General features: G+C 34.5%; 14 protein-coding genes. 4 read left to right on the top strand and 10 right to left on the bottom strand.

Going from position 1 to position 16128, the window contains the following annotated elements; all coding sequences use genetic code 11:
- Window positions 1-14: 14 nt before the first annotated feature.
- Window positions 15-434: a nucleoside-diphosphate kinase gene (ndk, locus tag INQ25_RS05770; RefSeq protein ID WP_213863286.1), complete on the top strand. Its 420-nt coding sequence runs from the start codon at window positions 15-17 to the stop codon at window positions 432-434.
- Window positions 435-1033: 599 nt separating this feature from the next.
- Here ndk and INQ25_RS06530 read toward each other — a convergent pair.
- Window positions 1034-1144: a WPE palindromic element domain-containing protein gene (locus tag INQ25_RS06530; RefSeq protein ID WP_080717651.1), complete on the bottom strand. Its 111-nt coding sequence runs from the start codon at window positions 1142-1144 to the stop codon at window positions 1034-1036.
- A 723-nt stretch (window positions 1145-1867) separates the two neighbouring features.
- Between INQ25_RS06530 and recR the strand changes: the two genes are divergently transcribed.
- Together recR and INQ25_RS05755 are read left to right on the top strand one after the other, a co-directional pair.
- Complete coding sequence (gene recR, locus INQ25_RS05760) at window positions 1868-2473, top strand: recombination mediator RecR (RefSeq protein WP_213863285.1); 606 nt, start codon at window positions 1868-1870, stop codon at window positions 2471-2473.
- Window positions 2474-2476: 3 nt separating this feature from the next.
- On the top strand, window positions 2477-3697 hold the full coding sequence (locus tag INQ25_RS05755; RefSeq protein ID WP_213863284.1) for a KAP family P-loop NTPase fold protein: 1221 nt from the start codon (window positions 2477-2479) through the stop codon (window positions 3695-3697).
- Window positions 3698-3742: 45 nt separating this feature from the next.
- Here the strand turns inward: INQ25_RS05755 and INQ25_RS05750 are convergent, their stop codons facing one another.
- Both INQ25_RS05750 and INQ25_RS05745 read right to left on the bottom strand, forming a co-directional pair.
- Window positions 3743-4375 carry a hypothetical protein gene (locus INQ25_RS05750; protein WP_213863283.1) on the bottom strand — a complete coding sequence of 211 codons (633 nt, stop codon included), beginning with the start codon at window positions 4373-4375 and terminating at the stop codon, window positions 3743-3745.
- Between the two features lie 69 nt (window positions 4376-4444).
- Window positions 4445-5809: a pyruvate dehydrogenase complex dihydrolipoamide acetyltransferase gene (locus INQ25_RS05745; protein WP_155969613.1), complete on the bottom strand. Its 1365-nt coding sequence runs from the start codon at window positions 5807-5809 to the stop codon at window positions 4445-4447.
- 70 nt (window positions 5810-5879) lie between these two features.
- Between INQ25_RS05745 and INQ25_RS05740 the strand changes: the two genes are divergently transcribed.
- Window positions 5880-6371, top strand: coding sequence for an SH3 domain-containing protein (locus INQ25_RS05740; protein WP_007551030.1), 492 nt, complete (start codon window positions 5880-5882; stop codon window positions 6369-6371).
- Here INQ25_RS05740 and INQ25_RS05735 read toward each other — a convergent pair.
- The 7 genes from INQ25_RS05735 to INQ25_RS05705 form a co-directional block, all read right to left on the bottom strand.
- The gene (locus INQ25_RS05735) at window positions 6368-6853 is read right to left on the bottom strand and encodes a WBM0748 family T4SS-associated protein (protein ID WP_213863282.1); all 486 of its coding nucleotides are present in this window, start codon (window positions 6851-6853) and stop codon (window positions 6368-6370) included. The two genes, INQ25_RS05740 and INQ25_RS05735, sit on opposite strands and share 4 nt — an antisense overlap.
- A 123-nt stretch (window positions 6854-6976) precedes the next feature.
- Window positions 6977-9793 (bottom strand): hypothetical protein, encoded by a 2817-nt coding sequence (locus INQ25_RS05730; RefSeq protein ID WP_213863281.1) that lies wholly within the window; start codon window positions 9791-9793, stop codon window positions 6977-6979.
- Window positions 9774-12128, bottom strand: a complete 2355-nt coding sequence (locus INQ25_RS05725) for a VirB4 family type IV secretion/conjugal transfer ATPase (protein ID WP_213863280.1) — start codon at window positions 12126-12128, stop codon at window positions 9774-9776. The genes INQ25_RS05730 and INQ25_RS05725 overlap by 20 nt, the downstream gene beginning before the upstream one ends.
- Before the next feature lie 44 nt (window positions 12129-12172).
- Entirely contained in the window at window positions 12173-12547 is a 375-nt protein-coding gene (locus INQ25_RS05720; protein ID WP_022626145.1) for a hypothetical protein, read from the bottom strand.
- Window positions 12548-12641: 94 nt separating this feature from the next.
- A complete protein-coding gene (locus INQ25_RS05715) occupies window positions 12642-13889 on the bottom strand; it encodes a hypothetical protein (protein ID WP_213863279.1) in 1248 nt (415 codons plus the stop codon).
- A gap of 122 nt (window positions 13890-14011) precedes the next feature.
- Window positions 14012-15040 (bottom strand): NAD(P)H-dependent flavin oxidoreductase, encoded by a 1029-nt coding sequence (locus tag INQ25_RS05710; protein ID WP_213863278.1) that lies wholly within the window; start codon window positions 15038-15040, stop codon window positions 14012-14014.
- Between the two features lie 5 nt (window positions 15041-15045).
- Entirely contained in the window at window positions 15046-15567 is a 522-nt protein-coding gene (locus INQ25_RS05705) for a cytochrome b (RefSeq protein WP_010082022.1), read from the bottom strand.
- Window positions 15568-16128: the final 561 nt, after the last annotated feature.

The raw sequence follows: 16128 nt of genomic DNA, 5'->3' as shown, positions 1-16128 counted from the left end.
TATGAGGGAATAATATGGCAATTGAGAAGACACTTTCAATCTTAAAACCTGATGCAGTAAAAAATAATATTACAGGCAATATAAATTCCTACATCGAACAATCTGGGCTGAAAATCACAGCACAAAAAATGATGTTACTAACAAAAAAACAAGCAGAGCTGTTTTATGAAATTCATAAAGATAGGCCTTTTTTTGGGGAATTGGTAGAGTTTATGACTTCTGGTTCTGTGATAGTTCAAGTTTTAGTTGGTGAAAATGCAGTAAGTAAATACAGACAAATCATGGGAGCTACCGATCCAAAGCAGGCAGATAAAGGCACAATCAGGGGTGATTTTGCTGATGATATTAGTGAAAATAGAGTCCACGGCTCGGATAGTCTAGAAAATGCTCGTAAGGAGATAGCTTTCTTTTTTGCTGAATGTGAGTTGGTGTAGTTAACTCAGATTGGCGTCATCCAAGTAGCTGACAACATAGAAACGAAAAAACTTGCTTGACACCCTCCGCCAGCCCCCTTATCATGAAACTGAAGCTATTGTATTTGCTTTCGCCAATCTGCAGATTAAAAGGTAAGGATTACTTAATGTATCGGCGTCTTATGTTCAATTTTTTGCAGTATATAGATACTGTATGTCTTTACAAAACTTCATCTACATCTAGGTTTTTATCTAAATAAGCTGAACGCGCTTATAAAGCGTTACAAGACATCAAAAAATGCCAATACTCGACAGAGATAGTAAAAGACTAGCTAACTCGGGGATTCTTTGTCTTTTTTTCTGCTTAGTAAATTTCTTAAACATTTGCAGCGTAAGTTAGTTGCAATTAAAAGCGGCTGAATCTCGCTTGTCAAGCGTTTAAAACATAAAAAACGCCAATATTTTAAAGCGGATAATAACCCCAGGGCTTCTTTTGCCTTTTTTTTCATTTGGTAAATTTCTTAATATTTATAGCTAAAGTAATTTAAAAGTCCGTGAAGGGTGTCATGCCAGTGCTTGACACTGGCATCCAGTTTTCCATATAATCTCATCAAAAATGTTTATTTTCTAGCTACTTTTATACTTATCAACCCAGTATGCTTACTTACAATTAAAATTTCTGGATCCCAGTGTCTGGGCACTGGGATGACAGCTAGCCTGACAACCGTCATCCCGCTACGTGTTAGCGGCTAAGAGATACCGCGAATGAATCGCGGTATGACGGTTCGCGGCAGTATGACGTAGAGCTCACGTTAGCTATACTTTTATGCTTACAAACTTAATAAAATTCCTGGATCCCAGTGGGCTTTGTTGCATCGCTACTTATGAAAGGCTAACTATAATTAGGATTATAAGCAACTTATTGAAAATCTTGTTTTTTTTGCAATCAATCTGATCAAATTTAAGAATAGTAACTTGTTATTTATATTAATAAATTTAATTCTATTGAAAATAGCTAAAGCATTGAAATTCTTGAATTTTAGCCGGATTAGTGAGTGGTAGTGAAATTTCTTTTACTCAAAATTAGGTATTCACTGACCGTTCTTGTTATAAATACCAGAATAATAAGCTACTGATATTCTCCACCTTTTTTATCTTTAATCCATCATAGCTAGCGATGCAACAAAGCCATCCCAGTGTCTGGGCACTGGGATGACAAAAAAGGAGGCACTAGGATGACAAAGGAGAGCTACTCGGATGATACCTTTTTTCTACTTAGTTTGGATTATGCAAGAAGTCTATTATAATCAGGCTTTAAGTGTGCGGAAGTAATTTTTTGCGTTAGAGTAAAAAATTTTTTCTATAGCTAATCAAAGTGGGATCAAGAGAAACTTACCACTTTCTTTACAAAGGGTTTGATGTTACCATTTGACTGCCTATTCTGAATTTATTGAATGAACGTTAACATAAAGAATCTAGTTCATGCTTTCTCTAAATTGCCAAGTTTAGGGCCATCATCATCACGCAGGTTAGTTATACATTTACTCCAAAACAAAGAAAAAGTTATGCTACCGCTTGCATCTTTGATTAAAGAGCTAGCAGATCTTATAATAGAGTGTGAAGTTTGCGGAAATCTAGATACTAAGTCACCTTGTTCTATTTGTACTAACCCAAAACGTGACACTAAGTTACTGTGTGTAGTAGAAGAATTGGGTGATCTATGGGCGTTTGAAAAAGGAAATATATATTCAGGTTTATACCATGTTTTGGGTGGCAGATTGTCTGCGATAAATGGCATAGGTCCAAAAGAACTCAACCTTGATACTATTCTGGAAAGAGTGACAAAATCTAAAGTTGAAGAGATAATTATTGCAATTAATCCGACATTAGAGGGTCAAGTTACTGCACAATATATAATTGAATTGCTAAAAAATTTGGATGTGAAAATATCACATCTTGCTTGCGGCATACCAATGGGCGGAGAAATTGACTATCTTGATGAAGGAACGCTGAGGATAGCACTTACTTCAAGACAAGAATATGAGTTAAATATAAAATAAGACATGTGCTTAAAAAAACTTATATCGCTAATAACATTCAAAAAGAAAGGAATAGCGCCACCACTTAAAGTGGTGGCTTGGAAAAATGACCGCCTAAACTATAAGCAATTTACGAATAAGTTCAGCACTATAGTAAAAACGATTGATCAGTCTTTTACAATAATATCTTTGGAAGGATATAGTGGATGGGGCAAGACGTTTTTTTTGAAAGAATGGGTAAAAGAGTTAAAACAGCAAAATGAAATTGCAGCTTATTATAGCGCATGGGATATCAATGCATTGGACCAACCACTTCCTTCTTTTTTAAATTTTCTATTTGAAGATTTATTTGCATCGTATGAAGTAAAAAGAAGCGTTATACAACAGTTCAAGAACATAAACCAAGAGCTATTTTCTCTAAACACACTAGGAAAGCTGATCAGTAAATCTCCACTTGCTATGCTTTCAGTATTTCTTGATGCTGCAAAAGAGGCTGATAAAAAAGACATAGGTTTTGTCTTGAGTGAATTAAGTCTTCTCCAAAGAAGAAAAGAGAGTACTAGAGATTTTAAAACACAGTTAGCGGATGTGGTTAATAAAATCAGAAAAGACAAAAACATTTATATAATGGTGGATAATCTTGATGTGTGCCGTCCTAAATTCGTTGTCGATTTTTTGGAATCTATAAAGTATATGCTTGATGTGGAGGGGCTGGTTTTCATTATTCCTGTAAGTAAAGATAAGAGTAATGTACAAAGAGCAATCAGCACAATACTTGGACCAAATTTTGACCTAAAATCTTTTACTGATCTCTCTTTACATTTGCCAAAACAACCGATAGAAAAATTTACAAAAGAACTATTTGAAAATATTAAATTACCGAAAAAATCAAAAAGTTTAATTATAGATAGTTTTATATTTTATGCAGAAAGTCTATTGCTATCGCTGAAAACAATAGAATACTGCGTGAAAAAAATAAAACTATGTCTTCTGAATTATATAAAGGAAGAATTACCTGATCCGAATTTGTTTTCATTTTTGGTAATACTGCAATCGATAAATATTGATATATATGAGGAATTAGGTTTTTCATATCAAACAGCATTGGAAAAAATTGAAAGTGAATATAAATCTTTAGTTCTAAATGGTCAAGAAGAATGGGAAAAACTTAAAACCTCTCTAGAAACTGCTTTTGCAGAGAAGGAGTCAAAAATTAACAAAGCTATAAAGGACATAATATTTTAAAAAGATACCCTACCTTTGCATATACAAGGATAGGGTAACATTTGATTAACGCCCTTTTACTATGTCACTACCTTGTTCAAACTTTCTGATTAATTCGCTTACATTGACATTAGATAATTTTTTGCCTGCAGATTTGTCATTATGTGAAGCATCAGGTTTATGAAGGTCCTCCTTACTGTTACTCCTAGTAATATTACATCTAACAATGTTTGAATTATTAGACTTATCGCTTATATCTGAAATATTACTTTTTTCACTGTACGAAGACGAGTTGCTCGACATATTGTCTAAACTAAAACGCTTTTTACCTTGATAGATTGGATTCCAATCAAGAGGATTATAAGCTTTAGCTTTTTTATCAAGAGTACTGCTACTAACATCACTGATACCACTATCCCCTGAATCACGGCGTTGTTTGTTAGGAGTGCTATGAATGTTGTCTTCCATGAGTTTTTGCATTGTTGAGCCAAATGTTCTTCCAAGATTGCTACTTACTGTTTTATTACTATCATTTGCTTGGGAATGAGATGCATTTCGCTCAAAAATCGCTTTTATTCCAGCAAATTTAGCTTGGGAAGATTTCGGAGGAACAGGTGGGGCAACCATGCCTTTTGAGTTAATCTTTCCTTCATTTTTAGGAAAAATTTTTGAATTATTTTTTTCTACTGTAGTATTCATTTTTTTACCTCTAAGCCTATTAACTAGTAGAATTATAAACTTAGAGGTATTAATTTTGTAATAACGATGCTAATAAGTTACCGCAGTTTCAATAAACATCACCAGAGGATTCTCTATATAATGCTTAAAGGCATTTAAAAACTTTGCTCCGAGTGCCCCATCAACTGCTCTATGGTCAACAGAGAGCGTTACTGTCATTATTTCTGCTATTTCTATTTTCTCATTCATAACAATTGGTTGTTTTTTAGATGCACCAACTGCCATAATGCAAGATTGCGGCGGATTGATTATAGCACTGAAGGCTTTTATACCAAACATCCCTAAGTTGGAGATAGTAAACCCTCCTCCTTGAAACTCTTCAGGTTTCAATTTTCCAGATCTTGCTCTGCTTACTAAATCTTTCACTTCTTTTGATATAGATAAAATACCCTTTTTATCAGCATTTTTTACTATAGGAGTAATTAGCCCATCTTCAAGTGCCACAGCGATTGAAATATCTATATTTGAATATCTCAGTATTTTATTATCTATCCACGAAGAATTTATATCAGGAAATTTTTTCATGCTGAAAGCTGCAGCTTTTATGATTAGATCATTAATTGTTACTTTATTGTTTTCATCTGCTGAGTTAATCTCGTTTTTTAACGATATTAACTTATCAACCTGGCAGTCTACAGTTAAATAAAAATGTGGAACATTCTGTTTTGATTCAGTCAGGCGCTGTGCTATCACTTGGCGCATGTTGCTTACTTCAACTATGGTATCTTTCTCAGGACTTTCAGTATGTATACCACTGCCTAAAAACTCCAACACATCAGCCTTAATTATGCGACCATATGGTCCTGTACCTTTTAATTGCTGCACATTAACCCCTTCATTTTGAGCTATTTTCTTAGCTAATGGGCTTATTTTTGTTCTACCTTCTGCATAACCCTCTGTCATCTGAGTAGCTGACACTGGGATCCATTCTTCTTTTCTAGATCCCAGTGTCAAGCACTGGGATGACATTGAGGGGTTGGATTCCAGCGTCACGCGCTGGAATGACACCGAAGAATGACTTATTGGCTTTCCGTTTAAATCTTGGTGTTCTGATTTTTGATTATCAACAGCACTTTTTGTCACTTCCTTTTTAACTGCACTATTGATGGAAGTTGAAGTATAGTTGTTAAGTGCACTTTCATCTTCTCCTTCTTCCAGCATTAAAGCTATTGGTTGATTTACAGGCACGCCACTTGTTCCTTCTGTTACTAAAATTTTTGCTAAAACTCCTTCATCTATAGATTCAAACTCCATTATGGCTTTATCAGTCTCTATCTCAGCAATTACGTCGCCTACTTCAACTTTGTCTTGTTCTTTTTTATGCCACTTTACAATTTTTCCTCCAGTTTTGCTCATTGTCGGTGAAAGAGCAGGCATTAATATTTCTATAGGCATTGATTTTGCATTTAAAGATCTATTCAATTTTTAATTTACTCTTTATCTTATGTCAACCTAATCGTGAATTATGATGAATAAATCTGTTACACTATCCCTCACGTTATCCCAGTGCGTGACACTGGGATCTTGGTTCAGTACTATTATCCTATTGTTTTTATTATTTAGCCATAGCTTGTTTGCTAATAACTTTGTTTCAACCAAATCAAATAAGATCAACATGAGAACGGGGCCAGGGTTTCACTATCCTGTAAAATGGATATACACTTGCAAAAATCTGCCCCTGAAAGTGATAGAAGAGTTTGAGAGTTGGAAAAAGGTCTGCGATATAGATGAAGACTGCGGATGGATAAAAGGCAATCTTCTTAGTGATAAGCGCTACGCGATTGTAAAAGAAGATACTTATGGATATCAAAAACAGAGTGTAGACAGCAAGATTACTATGAAAATAGACAAGTTTGTTGTGATGAAGATAGAAAAATGCAACGAAGAATGGTGCTTTCTTTCCACCCCAAAACGCAAAGCATGGGTACAAAAAAAACATATATATGGGGTTGATTAGGTTGACAAAAGATCTAAATTAACACTAGTTTCTGGGCCTTCTGTAGCATGCTCTTCAGATGAAGCAGAGGGTTCTTGAGGCTCTGGAGACTGTACAGGGCTATCACAGAAACTCCTTAACATCTCCTCAGCGGATGAATCTAAAATTTGTACAATAGACTTTTCACTCTGCTCTTTTAGCGATTGATCCACTCTAGAAATCAACTCAGAAAACTCGCTACCTGATTTTTCAGCTTCACTTTTTATTTTACTTTCTATGCTTGCAATATTACCTTGGTCAATTTCTTCTTTTGTTATGTTGAATGACTTTGCAACATCTTGATATCCAATCTTGCAATTTCCACAACCAATTATGCAAAAAGTAATAGAATCAGATATTTCGCTTGCAGCCCAATTATGTATAGTGTAAGCCAAATAATTGTCATGGTATTTAATGCTAAATTGTTGTTCTATTAACTCAGAAATTTTATTCTTTAGAGACATAAAGCACCCTCCTCTTACATTCGTTATACCTTTTTGTTAAGATACAGCAATTACACCATTTACTACATGCTTTACTTTAATTAATTATTAAAACAAGAGCATCATTTCCAGAGCTATATCTTTTTACCTTGATAATTCTTTTTTGACTTCCTCTTTAATTATCCCACTTATATTCACGTTAAGATCCCCTACCCAAAAATCAGTCATAGTTTCAAGATCGTATAGATCCTCTATTACTTTTTTAATAGCAGCATTTATTTCTTCTTCGTCAAATTCCTTTATAATAGGTCTAATCTTCACATACCCTGGAGAGCCTTTACCATAAATTCCTTTGCTTTTATTAATGCAGCCACCTGCACCAGATCTACTGCTTCTCAAACCACTTCCACACTCTACTGTTTCATACTTGATTTCACCATTTTCTATATATGCTATTTGATTGTCTTGTGTAGACTGCAGTTTATCTGCCTTTACAATTTTCTCCTCTAGCTTTAAATCTTGCTTATGAATTACTGTTTCCTCATAACCCTTACCACCGTATGTTCTATACTCACCTCCACCTGCAACAGTAATCAGTTGCTGGCAATGTTGCTTCTGCGAATTGCACATTTCTATGAAAACAGGTCCCCCGTCCTTATCTGAGAGGTTACTTTCCTGGTTACCCCCTCCCTCTGTGACTTGCACCTTAATTATAGGATAATTAGGATCGATTTTCAGTTTAGCTTTAATATAATCTCCTGGCATCCCTACTCTGCTTTCAGTAGAATGGCATTTTTGATTGTCACAGCCACTACCTTGTATATGACCTGCTTCACCACTTCCCCACGCTTCTATTTTAATACGATCAAATTTTATTGATAAGTCATCTGTATAAACATCTTTATTTTTATGATCATAGGATTTTTCATTATTTTTTTCAAGATCTGGTTTCTTATTTTTCAGATGTTCCTTGATTATCTCTTTTAATTTTTCTTTTAATTTCTTTTTGAGACCTTCTAAATCGAACCTACACAATTTATCAGCGTAAAAGACCTCCGTTCTGTTTGCTTTAATTGGTGCTTCTTGTTGTGTGACAACGCCATTTGTATTTTGTGAAATCTTTGTATAAAAAGGTTGAGTGTTTTCTTTGTCTACATATCGTGTTGAACGGCTGCATGTTCCAGTAAAGCAGATACAACCATCATCACCTTGATTACATTTTTCTCTATGCTCTACATCCGTCAATTTGTATACTACTTTCAGTCCTTTACTAGATTTAAATGTATCGTCTATCTCATCATTTCTTTTTACACAGTAACTGCATTCTCCCTTCTTCTGCTCATTTTCATCAGGGAAGAAAACATACCCTTGTTTATTGAATATTATTTTATCTAACTCACTCTGATCTCTGTTTAAGAGATCGGCTCTTTTATTTTCCTTGCTTGGAAGATAATAGAACTGATTTGATTCCTTGAAGTAAACAGCATTGTATTTAGTATATCTTGTTCCCATTAATTTTAGTGGTATTATTTTATTTTCTCTTTTAAGAACAAACTCCTCTGGTTCTGGCTGCCATCCAGAAAGACAAAGCATTTTACTGTTAGAATTTCCTTTATACTTTACTTCTATTTCCTGCTGCCCAGAGTTATTAAATTCACATTGAATAGATTTGTCTTTTAACTTTTTCTCAAAATCATTAAAACTATAAAAACTTCCGCCTTTAGAACATTTAATTTGCACATCAGGAACATAGCCATATTCTTTCAGAACTTTAAATTGTTGCGGATTACTTTCTAATATACCTTCTATAATATTATCAATATTACTATCAGTTGTTTTTGCTACTATTGCTGGTTTTACTACTTTTAAAGATAGGGGGCCAATGTTTATAGGATGGTTGAGGTCAGTATTAACATTAAAAGTACAGGAACCATTACTATAGGTTCCATGTGCTTTAGCACAAGTGCTCTCACTCATCTTCATTTCTACTTTCAATGTATTTGCATTTACTATCTCCACTATCTCAGGTTCTGGAGCAGGTGGTGCAGGAAAACAGCGGATGAACTGTGGATTGTTTTCATCTATACTTTGAGTTCCAAGGTATTCAGCGCAGAGCTTATCTTTTTCTCTATAAGTTTTGAAGTAGTACGTGATGCCATCTTTGTCTAAAATAGAGCGCCACTCAGCTTTATTTTCTCCATACCCTTTAGGGAAATCTAATTTTTCTCCAATCTCTCCGTCTCTTCCTTTCAGATCACCAATGATTACCTTAACCTTAGGATTAAAGTAATCATTGTCTTTATCTGTTATAGGAACAATTCTAACTTGTGGAAGCGACATTGCAAGTTGTTCACAAAATGGAGGGGGGCCAGGTGCAAGTGGAACAGGAGCACATTTTACTGCCGTTTGGTAGCAGGTATCACAGACTTTTTCCATCTCCCCAGGACGGAAAATATTCTCACCCGAAAATACTCTAGAACCCCATGAAGAAATTCCTGACATACAAGCCCCTTTTTGACTGCAAGCACATATTTTAGGAGAGTTAGCGAATCTTCTTTTTTCCTCATCAGTAACACCGTCTGCCCATTCCCATTTAAGACCCCGAGCAATTTCTCCTCCAGCTTTTGTTTTATCTCCTTCCCAGTCGATAAAAGCTGCAGCAGAAACTCCAGCTCCTGTACCTTGCGTTCCATATATCTGGCGGCAGGATTCCCCACTTTGTAAGTCATAACAATAACTTTGTCCATCATAAGCACATACTCTAATTTTGGGATTAAAGTAACCATCAACTCCTTGATCTTTTATTGCTTGCACCTTAATTTCCTTTACCCAATCTCCACCAACTATTGCTTCCCACCAAGTATTACTTTCTACAAATGTTGGACAATCAGCATATCCTTGATACGAAAGACCAAGTATCAAAAAAAATATCAATAAGAAATTAAGCCTTACACTTCTCATAAAATACCGGTAACCACTCATTAACTTCTTCTCCTTTTTCCTTTATTGCCTCGTACATATACTTTATCGTCTCTTTGTTAGCTGAAAGTACATGTATTTCTTGCATATTCTTTAAATCTAAATTTAAAGTTACTAATCCTTTGTACTGTTTTATCAAAAATAAACCTTCCTGTGTTGGCGTCTGCAGAATTATATTCAGCTCCTCTTTCGATAGAGAAAATGCCTTCATGTATAATCTATTTGCATTGACGTTCGGCATCAAGATTCTTGTATCAACATGTTTATCTAAATATTGAGTAAATTTGCTAGCAAATGCGAGATTTAAATTCTCAGTACTTAGGATTACTACAACATTTAGTTCCGTCATTCTTTGCATCCAGTTATCAAACTCTTTCTCTGTAGGAAAAATATTACTTATCTCCCATGCTTCATCCAAAACAAGTATTGCAGGCGAGCCATCACATTTTGCCTCAAAAGAATATAAAAAATAGTAAAGTATCACGGACATACATTCCTTTTGTTTTGTAAGGTTTGCGGTGTTGAGAGATATAATTTTTGTTTCCCAGTCAATATCTGATTCATCACCATCTTGAAATAAGTAAGCAAAGTCACCATCGTCACACCATCTACTTATCTTACCCCCAAGGAGCAAGAGCACCTCAGAAATTTGTGAAATAGAACGTGATTCCTTGGGTATAGCAAATATAGAATCCACAATTTTTCTTATCTTTTCTTCTACGTCCACCAAGCTCGTATCGGCTACCATTCTTCTGATCAGTTCAACCAACATATTGCGATTGGAAGCACTATCTTCAATGTTTAGTGGATTAAATTTTAGGCTTTTGTCCTTATATTTTGGATCGATTATGTAATATTTACCACTCACTGCTTTAGTAAAAATTATTGATTTTCCAGTGTTATCCAATATGACAATTCTTGGGTTAAACTTTCTTGATTCTGATAATAGAAAATTAATGAGTGAAGTTCTGCCTGAATTTGGAGCTCCGAGTATCGTAGTATGGCCATTATTTCTTTTTCCATGAAAATTAAAGAAGTAAGGATTTCCTTTTTTTGAGAAAAAAATCATTACCGCTTCTTTCCACCTTCTTCCTTTTAATGTACCTGACGTAAAATCGTGCAGCATAGCAAAGCTGCAAGCGTATTTTGTTAAGATATTTTTCGGTTGCGTAATAAAAGCAAAATTGCCTGGAAGTTGTGCCCAAAAATGACTTTCCATATGTAAATCAGTTCTAAACATCATGAAGCCAACTAATGACATTATAGAAGATAAATCACTAATACTTTCAGCTAACTTATTCCTATCATCTGCAAATATTGTAAAAATAATTTTCTGTTGGCAGAAGTCTATACTAGAGGTCTTTTCAAGCTCTATTATTTCTTCAATTCCTGAGCTTTTAAGTAAGGTATTATCCTCACTAATTTGCAGCATGTTGATTTGTTTTTTAAATTCTTTTATTGCTTTGTTATTACTAGTAAATATCATTATTTCTGTAATGATAAATTCAGATTCAAGCTGCAAGCATCTATCTATATTACCTAAAGAGATTTCCCGGTATTCTTTTATGCTGAAAATAGAGCCAAATTTCTGTTGATTTTCAAATATTGTTTGAAATGTATTGAAACCAAAAGCTATTTTAAAATTTCTAATATATTGCGACAGGTCCCTTTCATGTATTGGATAATCTTTGTGCGTTAATGTAACAATATAGTGGAGAAATTCTATCATTTCAGAATATATTTTACCTTCACTAAACCTTAGACTCAGTTTTTTAGCTCCAAAAGGTCCTAAATCATTTTGAATTACGTCAGTTATCTTTTGCAACTCCTGATGGCTTTCTTGTAAAGACAACTTATGCTTATTCTTTATTCTATTGAAAAAAAACGAATTATTAGTATGCTTGCCAAAATCGCTAAACAATATTACAATGTATAGTTCATTTATATACTGTAATTTACTATCAGTTAGTTTATTAAACCACGTTGAATGTAGGTTGTCAGAGAAGTCTTCAGTTTTATTCCATTTCAAGCTCAGTTTATTGCGCTTTCTAACGGTATGAATCCAAACGGTAAAACACAGGCTATTAATATTTTTTGATATGCTTTTTCTAATTTCAGTTCTGAGGTCGCTGTAGTTATCAACAGAAGAATAATCTTCTAACTTGATTATTTTTAACAATTCTCCCTGTTTTGTTAGTATGGTTTCTTCATCGTAATGACAAGCATAAGGAACAAAATCTAAATCAATGCTTTCTAGTAATGCTAAGTTGTTCTTTTTTTTAAGCTTAGAGTTAACTGTTGGTACTTTTAACTGCATATGCGTATTCAATAAAGATAATTAAAAAAGATAAAAATACTATCTTAATTTTTATCTTTTTTTTCGCTATCGGATTGTAATTTTATATCTTTTGCAAAGTTAAATTTTTCTTTTAAGTAGTCTGTTGCCTTTTCTGTACTACCGAACATCAGGACCAGTACACCAAACATTATCATAAAAAAGATTAGACCTCTGAACACTACTGCAAGTATCACTGCAGCTATACACAACCCTATGATTGTTGAAGGACTCATATTTTCTACAGTATCTTTAACTGAAAATGAAGAAATAAAATTTTTTACCGTTTCTTGTATACCCTTTAATTCATCACTCGCCGAACTTGCTTCGCTAGAATATGATGCAAAAATGAAACTTAATAAGGCTATAAAAACCAAAACTTTATTCAATTGAATGCGCATCAACTAAACACCTTTTAAACATTCCTCAAATATAACAACTTTTATATCAATAGGCAAGAACTGAATTCACTTATCCACTACAAGTAACACATATTTAATTTTTACCGCTGCGAACATGCTGTAAGCTCTTATCATCAACAAGAGGACTCACATTAATGGATGTTAATTTACTTGATAGGAAGTTTGAATGCAATTCAGCTACTGCTGCTATAGCAAGCACTGCAACCATAGCAAGTAGTCCTGCTCCTATCAATCCTGATGTCATTGCTCCTGCAACAATGCACCCTATTGTGGAGAGAGCACAACCTGCTACAAGTGCAACGTGAAGATTTCTGTTATTGGGTTGGTTTTTAAGTAGGATATCTTTCTTAACTTGATCTGGATTTGCTTGACCATCTGAGTTTTCATTTTCTTGCATTTTTGGCTCTTTTTTTACAGTCTGCTCTGGCTGCACTTGAGTCTCGTTTTCTTTTGGGGATTCCAAATTTGATTCTAATAACTCAGTTTTTTCTCCACCCTCTGGTTGTAAGCCATTATCTCCTTCAACAGAGCTCAATGTTGAGTTTAAACTTTCCTCAGATGAAGTGCTTGTTACTAAAGTTAAACTGCTCCTTCTGCTACTTACTGGTGATTTCAAACTTTCTTTACTCGTTCTAGGTGAGTCTATTCCACTATCTGAGTCATTGCCACTACTGAGTTTAGAAGTTTTCTTCTCCTCTATTTCTTTCACAACCTTGCTATATTTTTCAAACACTTCCTCTGCAACATCTGAATTACTAAGTATTTTATTATCACCACTTTTTTTCTCAGCTACATTCAAGGGTGTTTCTTGTGTGTTGTTTTGCTCTTCAATATGTCCTAGCTGCATTTGATCTTCAATATTTTCTTCAACAGCATTTGGTATTGAGCTTACACTGCTGCTCCTGTTAGTAATATCCAAAATTGTTTTTACTATTTTTCCTCTTTTTGTTTGTGGTCTTTGTGATTGTTCTCTTTCATTGTTAAATACTGTAGGTACAGCTAGTTCTTCTGATTTTATTACTTCATCTTTCAATGCAGGAAGAAAGTTTTCGATATAATACTTATAATGTTTTTGATATTCCTCTTGTTTTTCTGGTGATTTTTCTAATTGTTCTCTCAGCGATTTTTCTAATTCAGTTAATACCTCAGGACTAGCTCCTTCCTTGAACAACTCTATGCATTTTTTGATAGTTCCATCTCCATTTTTTTTTGGGCTTTCATGATTATGTGTTTTTTTTGTTACCTTTTTGTATATAGTGTCGTGCAATTGTTGGTTAATAACTTCTTTATTATTCTGAGGTTTTTTTAAAGTACCTGGCATAGACTCCTCCATACAAATAAAATGTATAGATACCTCTTTAGCGTTAATTTTACATTAAAATTGGATAATTATGCCATATTATGGATAATTAATGGCAACTTGCTTATTGTGAGGTCGCTTAACTATTTGCTTTCTGGGTTTTCTACTTCTACAGATTTGCTCTCAATATAATTGTTTGCTTGTTGAACTAACATATCCACTACTTCTTTTACAGGCTTTTCCCTATCAACCATGCCAACACTTTGACCGGCCATTAAAGATCCCGTTTCAACATCTCCATCAATTACTGCTCTTCTTAAAGCTCCAGCCCAGAACTTTTCTATTTCAAGCTGCCCATCTTCTTTTGAGATCTGTCCCTTTTGGTATTCATCAATAACTTCTTTTTGACGCTTCATGAAATCATCGCTTGCTTTGTTGGCTATAGCTCTTACTGTAATTACAGGAAAATCAGCACTTATCTGTACAGAAGGTATTGCATTACGTGCGGCCGATTTAATAAACACTTCCTTAAAATTTTTGTGGGCAATTGACTCATTAGTGCAGACAAATAATGTGCCTATTTGACAGCCACTTGCTCCCATTTCTAAGTAATTAACTATCACTTCGCCTCTGCCTATTCCACCTGCAACAAACACTGGTATTTGTTCATTTTTAAAATGAGGCAATATCTCTTGTGCAAGAACAGAAGTGCTCACTGGACCTATATGTCCACCTGCTTCCATTCCTTCTATTATTAACGCATCTACTCCCATTTTCACTAACCTTTTCGCAAGGCTTAATGCTGGTGCAAAGCACATAACTTTAATGCCTGCACCCTTGATTTTTTCTATATTAGGCTTTGTTGGCAGTCCACCGGCAAGCACTATATGGCTCACTTTCGTTTCAATACACACATCTATCAACTCACTCAACTTTGGGTGCATAGTAATTAGATTTACACCAAATGGCTTGTTAGTTAATTGCAGCGTCTCTATGATTTCTTTTTTTAGCAAGTCTGGAAACATTGCACCACATGCAATCACACCAAAACCACCAGCGTTTGAGATTGCTGAGACCAAGTTTCTCTCTGAAACCCAGCTCATAGCACCACCCATTATAGCAAACTCACTGCCAAGAAAATCTGTTCCTTTTTTCCAGAGGCTACTTAACATATAACCTATATCATACGTTTAAAAATGTTTTGCTTATCTATAAATGTGTGCTTCAAAGCGCCAAGTATATGTAAGATTATAAAGAGTACCATAAAATATGCAAGCATCGAATGTAGCTCGTTAGCCGTGTTAGCTAGATCTTTGTTTTGATTAATCAACAAAGGGATATGAAAAAAATATTTGATCTGTTTGCCAGAAGCAGAAGACATGACATAGCCAGATAGTGGCATTAGCACCATCAAAGAATATAAACCAAAGTGTACTGCTTTACTTATATTGATTACAAACCGAGAAAAATTTGCTGGAAGTGGTGGAACATAAGTAAAGACGCGAAAAAATATGCGTACTATGATTAATCCAAGAATAGTGATACCGCAAGCCTTATGAATAGCGTATATGTTGAACTTAATTTCATTGCTAAGTGGCAGGCTTTTCATATAAAGTCCAGAACAAAGCATACCGATAATAAAAACAGCCATCAACCAATGGATAACCCTTAAACCTAGGCTATATTTATCGTCTTCCATTTTGATTACCCTAAAGTAGCATTTATATAATAGAAAAACTATTTTTCAATCAAAATTATTAAAGCAATTTAGATTTACCGACAATGTAGCTATACAAATTCGACCCAGCCGAGAGTCAAGTAGCAGGCACTGGCATCTAAGTCATAGAAACGGATCAAATGCAAAACTTACTTGACACCCTTCGCCAGCCCCCTTATCATGAAACTGAAGCTATTTATTTATCTTCGCAATCTGCAGATTAAAACGACAAAGGGAACTTTGTATTTGGCGTAAATCATGCTTAATTTTTTGCACTATGTGCACCTCATGTCTTTATAAAACTTTTAGGTTTCTACCTATACAAGCCGAAACGCGCTTATAAAGCGTTTAAGACAGTAAAAGACGTCAAATAGACAAGGGAGAATTTGAATACTAGCTACCCTAGGTTTTCTTTGCCTTTTTTTCTGCTTAGTAAATTTCTTAAACATTTAAACTAAGGTGAGTTGCATTTAAAAGCAGCTAAATTGCAGTGTTTAAGACTTAAAAAACGCCAATACTGAAAATAGACAATGACTAGGGTTT

This window comes from Wolbachia endosymbiont of Rhagoletis cerasi (assembly GCF_018454475.1).
Classification (GTDB): Bacteria; Pseudomonadota; Alphaproteobacteria; order Rickettsiales; family Anaplasmataceae; genus Wolbachia; species Wolbachia pipientis.
This window is presented reverse-complemented; position numbering and strand designations above follow the sequence as displayed.

Coding starts and splice junctions, on each gene's coding strand:
- INQ25_RS05705 (WP_010082022.1), bottom strand. CDS start 15,567: ATGGAAGACGATAAATATAGCCTAGGTTTAAGGGTTATCCATTGGTTG.
- INQ25_RS05720 (WP_022626145.1), bottom strand. CDS start 12,547: ATGCGCATTCAATTGAATAAAGTTTTGGTTTTTATAGCCTTATTAAGT.
- ndk (WP_213863286.1), top strand. CDS start 15: ATGGCAATTGAGAAGACACTTTCAATCTTAAAACCTGATGCAGTAAAA.
- INQ25_RS05740 (WP_007551030.1), top strand. CDS start 5,880: ATGATGAATAAATCTGTTACACTATCCCTCACGTTATCCCAGTGCGTG.
- INQ25_RS05735 (WP_213863282.1), bottom strand. CDS start 6,853: ATGTCTCTAAAGAATAAAATTTCTGAGTTAATAGAACAACAATTTAGC.
- recR (WP_213863285.1), top strand. CDS start 1,868: ATGAACGTTAACATAAAGAATCTAGTTCATGCTTTCTCTAAATTGCCA.
- INQ25_RS05730 (WP_213863281.1), bottom strand. CDS start 9,793: ATGAGAAGTGTAAGGCTTAATTTCTTATTGATATTTTTTTTGATACTT.
- INQ25_RS05715 (WP_213863279.1), bottom strand. CDS start 13,889: ATGCCAGGTACTTTAAAAAAACCTCAGAATAATAAAGAAGTTATTAAC.
- INQ25_RS06530 (WP_080717651.1), bottom strand. CDS start 1,144: ATGACGGTTGTCAGGCTAGCTGTCATCCCAGTGCCCAGACACTGGGAT.
- INQ25_RS05710 (WP_213863278.1), bottom strand. CDS start 15,040: ATGTTAAGTAGCCTCTGGAAAAAAGGAACAGATTTTCTTGGCAGTGAG.
- INQ25_RS05745 (WP_155969613.1), bottom strand. CDS start 5,809: ATGCCTATAGAAATATTAATGCCTGCTCTTTCACCGACAATGAGCAAA.
- INQ25_RS05725 (WP_213863280.1), bottom strand. CDS start 12,128: ATGCAGTTAAAAGTACCAACAGTTAACTCTAAGCTTAAAAAAAAGAAC.
- INQ25_RS05755 (WP_213863284.1), top strand. CDS start 2,477: ATGTGCTTAAAAAAACTTATATCGCTAATAACATTCAAAAAGAAAGGA.
- INQ25_RS05750 (WP_213863283.1), bottom strand. CDS start 4,375: ATGAATACTACAGTAGAAAAAAATAATTCAAAAATTTTTCCTAAAAAT.